We start from the raw sequence: 4,703 nt of genomic DNA on the forward strand, positions 1-4,703 counted from the left end.
CGAAACCGAAGGTTCTCACGAATCCCCGGTCCATGTTGACCACATCCGTTTCTATGACGAGCATCCCTCCCTTCGGCATGGCGTCCCGGGCATTCGTGACCAGGTTGAAGAGGATCTGGTCGATCTGGGACCTGTCCGCCATCACCACGGTACCCCCTCCGGTGAAGCGTGTGGAGAGGTCTATGTCCTCCGTGAGCAGCCTCTTCAACAGCTTCTGCGTCGCCCGGATCGCGTCATTGAGGTCGAGCGGCGCGAGGGTGACGGGTTGCTGCCTGCTGAAGGTCAGGAGGCTCCGGGTAAGATCCGCGGCCTTTTCGGAGGCGGAGAGGACCTGATCGATGTAGGGCAGAAGCGGGCTGTCCTTTTCCATCTTCATTTGCACGATAGTGGCATACCCCATCAGCGCCGTGAGTATGTTGTTGAAGTCATGGGCGATGCCACCTGCCAGGGTGCCCACGGATTCCATCTTCTGCGCCTGGCGGAGCTGTGAATGGAGCTTCACCTCCTCCGTTATGTCCCTTTTCAGGGAGATATACCCTGTGATGCCGCCGGAGGAGCTCAGAAGGGGGCTTATGATCGCGTCCTCCTCAATGAGGGTGCCGTCCTTTCGCCTGTTCGTGATCTGGCCCGTCCAGATGTCGCCGTTCCTGATGGTGTCCCAGAGATTCTCGTAAAAGGCCCCGTCATGGACGCCGCTCTTCACGAGACGGGGTGTCTGGCCCATGGCCTCCTGCCTCGGGTATCCCGTGATGGTTTCGAAGGCGGGGTTCACGTACTGTATCACCCCGTCGGCGTCCGTGATGATTATCTCCTCCGCCGCCTGCTCGATGGCGACGCTCAGGCGCCTCAGTTCCTCTTCCGTGTGCTTTCTCTTCGTCACGTCACGAACGATCGCCTGGAGGTATGTCTCGCCGCGAATGTCGATCCTCGTCAGGCTGACCTCGGCATCGAAGGGCGTTCCATCGGCACGAAGATACTTCCACTCGAAGAATTGAGGCGTCCCCTCGAGACATGCCTTTGTCTTCACCGAAGCCTCTTTCAGGGAATCCCTGCCGTTTGGCTGCAAAAGAGGAGAGAACTCGGCGAGGGTCTTTCCCAGGATCTCATCCCGTGTGCAGCCAAACATGGCAAGGGTCTTCTCGTTGCAGTCGATCATCACATCCCTCGCTATGACTATGGCGTCGCCGGCCGACTCGAAGAGGGCATGGAGCCGCTCCTCGCTCATGCGCAGGGTGTCCTCCATCCGCTTGCGCTCCGTGATATCCCGCATGAAGGCGCAGGCATATTCCATGTCTCCGTAGCTGAGAAAGCTCGCGCTGACCTCAACGGAGAAGACGCTTCCATCCTTTCTTATCGGTCGGAGTTCGAGGAGCAAGGAACCGTTCTGCCTGAGTCTCATCCATGCGGGCGGCCATGCCTGACGGGGATAGGTGGGTACAACATCGAAAACGGTCATCGTCAGGAGTTCGTCCCGGGAATACCCCAGGGACTCGCAGGAGGCGTCGTTGGCGTAGAATATCGAGCCGTCGTCTCTTACCCACACGATCAGGTCCCGCGCCCGGTCCATGGCGAACTGGGTGAATCGCAGGGACTCCTCGGCCCGTTGCTGCTCGGTGACGTCGACGACGGTGAAGATGCAGGAGACGGGGTCCATGAAACGCAATTGAAGGAGAACGTCCCGGACCTCGCCATCCGCCCTCACCATCTTCGTTCGGGCCTGTTCCTCGCGATACAGGATCTCGCCCACCCTCTCATATTCCTCGAGACTTTCATAGAAGATGGAAGCGTTCCGTCCCCGCAGTTCCTCCTGTGTGTACCCCGTGAACCTGCACACCATTTCGTTGGCCCAGACGATCTTCCTGTCCCTCACCATGCCGATGCCTATCGGCGAGGCGCCAAGGATGGCACTCAATGACCTCTCGGATTCGACGATCTTCCTCTCGGCCTCCTTGCGCTCCGTTATGTCGAGCAGCGTCCCGATCACGACTGGTTTTCCCTGATAGACGGTCCGGGAGCTGTAGACCTCTACCGTCCTCGCCTCTCCCTGTTTTGTCACCAGCCTGAACTCGTAATTCCGGGGCACCGCTTCCCCAGCAAGCCTCCTGTTCATGCTCTGTTTGACGACCGGCCAGTCGTCGGGGTGGATCACATCTTTGAGACGCATCTTTTCCACCATCTCATCGATCGGGTAACCCAGTATCTCCGATATCCTGGCGTTGACATACCTGAGGATGCCGTCCTGTATAAGGTAGACACCGGCCACGGACTTTTCGGCAAGGTCCCGGAACTTGGCCTCCGATTCCAGAAGCGCCTTCTCCGCCTCCTTTCGGACCGAGATGTCCCGGTCGAAGGCACACGCCATGAAGCGCCCGTCGACCTCGAAGTAGTTCGTGCTGATCTCCACGGGAAAGGCGCTGCCGTCCTTCCTGACATGGCGGCCTTTGAAGGACATGACCCCCAGGCGCCTCATATCCCCCTTGTGGCGCTCCCAATCCTCCCGGGGGAAATCGGGGTCAAGCTCAAAAACGGTCATCTTCAGAAGTTCTTCCTGTGTGAACCCGCTCCACTCGCTGGCGCGATCATTGGCATAAACAATGCGGCCCTCGTCGTTGATCCAAAGGATGCTGTCCGAGGCGCGATCCATCGCGAACTGCGTCCTGAGGAGTGCTTCCTGCTCCTCCTTGCGCTCCGTGACGTCGAGGAAAAAACCGTCCCAGAGGACGCTCCCGTCTGCCATGCGTTCCGGTGTGGAGCGGGCCTCTATCCAGATATGCCCGGCTTCTTTGAGAAGTCTGAAGGTGCTGTGGTAAGGTGTGAGGGACCGGGCCGACTCCAGTATCTCCTCCCGGAACCGGGCCCTGTCATCGGGGTGCACCCTGTCAAGAATGAGGGAGGCATCGCGCATCAGGTCTTCCGGAGAGAGGCCCGTGATACTCGACAGGTTCTTGTTGATATAGGGAAAGGAGAAAGACCCGTCGGGGCTCATCAGGAACTGGTACACTACCCCGGGCCCGTTCTCGGCAAGCCTCCTGTATCTCTCTTCGCTTGCCCGCAACGCATCCCCGGCGCGCTGCCCGTCCCTTTCCAACCGCTCGAGCTCTTCTATTCTTTCTTTCAGGGCGACGATCTCGTCGCGCAGATCCTCAGGTGTTCTTGATGTATAGTCCATTGCGCTTTCCCTTCGTTGCCTGTTGTATACATCAAAGATCAACAACATCCCGGACCTTCCGCATCCGACGGATGGCGTCGGCGCGGACGGTCACGGTGACCGGACGATTGAGGAACACCTCTTCCGGCACTGTCCCTACTTTTAAGGTTATCGCACAATCCCATCAATATTTAAAGACATTGGTCCTGCCGGCGCGTCAAGCGCCACGAAAGCCGGGCGGGTCTTAATAGGGGTGACAGATATCGATAAAGGGAAGATCCTCCGACGATACGGAGGCAGACAACGGTGGATAAAGCGTCCCCAGGGGGATTCGAACCCCCGTTGCCGGCTTGAAAGGCCGGTGTCCTGGACCAGGCTAGACGATGGGGACCTGGTATCATATGGGCCGTGAAGGACTTGAACCTTCGACTCTCTGCTTAAAAGGCAGATACTCTACCAGACTGAGTTAACGGCCCAAAACGTCCATTAACATATGAAAATTTTCCCGCAAAGTCAAGCAGAATGAGCGTATTCAACAGTCTTCACGCAGTCTTCCATTGACTCGCCCCGATGGTCACCTTATAATATTCCACCATGACGGCGATCCAGGATTTTCTCAGGGAGGATGTCGGGACAGAGGACGTGACAACGAACGCCATCGTGCCCGCCGGCCATCGCTCCCGGGCGAAGATCGTCGCGAAGGCCCACGGGGTACTCGCGGGACAGGGATTCGCGAAAGAGGTCTTCATGGCCCTCGACAGGGACATCGCTTACAGGGAGACTATGAAGGACGGTGAGACCGTGAGCCCCGGCGATGTCGTCGCGACGCTGGAGGGCGCCACGCGGGCTATACTGACCGCCGAACGGGTGGCCCTCAACATTCTCCAGAGACTCTCGGGGATCGCCACGTTGACAAGGACCTTCGTTGACGCCGCGTCGGGCACGAAGGCCCGGATACTCGACACCCGAAAGACAACACCGGGGATTCGGCGCATGGAGAAGTATGCCGTCACCATGGGTGGAGGCATGAACCACCGCGGCAACCTGACGGAGATGGCCCTCATCAAGGAGAACCACATAGCCGTCGCCGGCTCCATACGCCGGGCCGTCGAACTGGTGCGCGCGCGCACCCCGGTCCCCATTGAGGTGGAGGTGCGCACCATGGAGGAATTGCGGGAGGCCGTCGAGGCAACGGTAGAACAGATCATGCTCGACAACTGGGACACGGTATCGATGCGCGACGCCGTCGCCTTTGTTGCCGGTCGGGTGCCGCTGGAGGCGTCGGGCAACATGACGGTGGAACGCGTCCGGGAGGTGGCGGCAACGGGTGTGGACCTCATATCCGTGGGCGCCCTCACCCATTCGGCACGGGCACTCGATATGAGCCTCCTGCAGGAAGGAGTTGGCGCGTGACCGCGGACAAGAGTATCCCGGACGGAAACATCCGGGAACGGATAGCCGACGCGAGACGGGAGCTTGGCAAGGACCTTGTCGTCCTCGCCCACTATTACCAGAACATCGACATCGTGCGCTCCGCCGATTTTGTGGGGGACTC

3 protein-coding genes and 2 tRNA genes are annotated in these 4,703 nt (G+C 59.2%); 2 read left to right on the forward strand and 3 right to left on the reverse strand.

What is annotated here, in order from left to right:
* From GXX82_07070 to GXX82_07080, 3 genes are all read right to left on the reverse strand, one after another.
* Positions 1–3,169, reverse strand: a 3,169-nt coding sequence (locus tag GXX82_07070) for a PAS domain S-box protein (GenBank protein NLT22792.1), incomplete at its 3' end; no start/stop codon positions are given.
* Positions 3,170–3,464: 295 nt separating this feature from the next.
* A tRNA-Glu gene (locus tag GXX82_07075) sits at positions 3,465–3,539 on the reverse strand.
* Positions 3,540–3,550: 11 nt separating this feature from the next.
* Positions 3,551–3,624 (reverse strand) — tRNA-Lys (locus GXX82_07080).
* A 118-nt stretch (positions 3,625–3,742) separates the two neighbouring features.
* On the opposite strand from GXX82_07080, the gene nadC reads away from it, so the two are divergent.
* Both nadC and GXX82_07090 read left to right on the forward strand, forming a co-directional pair.
* Positions 3,743–4,561, forward strand: a complete 819-nt coding sequence (gene nadC, locus GXX82_07085) for a carboxylating nicotinate-nucleotide diphosphorylase (GenBank protein ID NLT22793.1) — start codon at positions 3,743–3,745, stop codon at positions 4,559–4,561.
* Positions 4,558–4,703, forward strand: a 146-nt coding sequence (locus tag GXX82_07090) for a quinolinate synthase NadA (GenBank protein ID NLT22794.1), incomplete at its 3' end; no start/stop codon positions are given. The genes nadC and GXX82_07090, both read left to right, overlap by 4 nt.

Source organism: Syntrophorhabdus sp. (genome assembly GCA_012719415.1).
GTDB lineage: Bacteria > Desulfobacterota > Syntrophorhabdia > Syntrophorhabdales > Syntrophorhabdaceae > Delta-02.

Bases quoted from the DNA above. Each gene is read 5' to 3' on its own strand.
- nadC (NLT22793.1), top strand. From the start codon at position 3,743: ATGACGGCGATCCAGGATTTTCTCAGGGAGGATGTCGGGACAGAGGAC.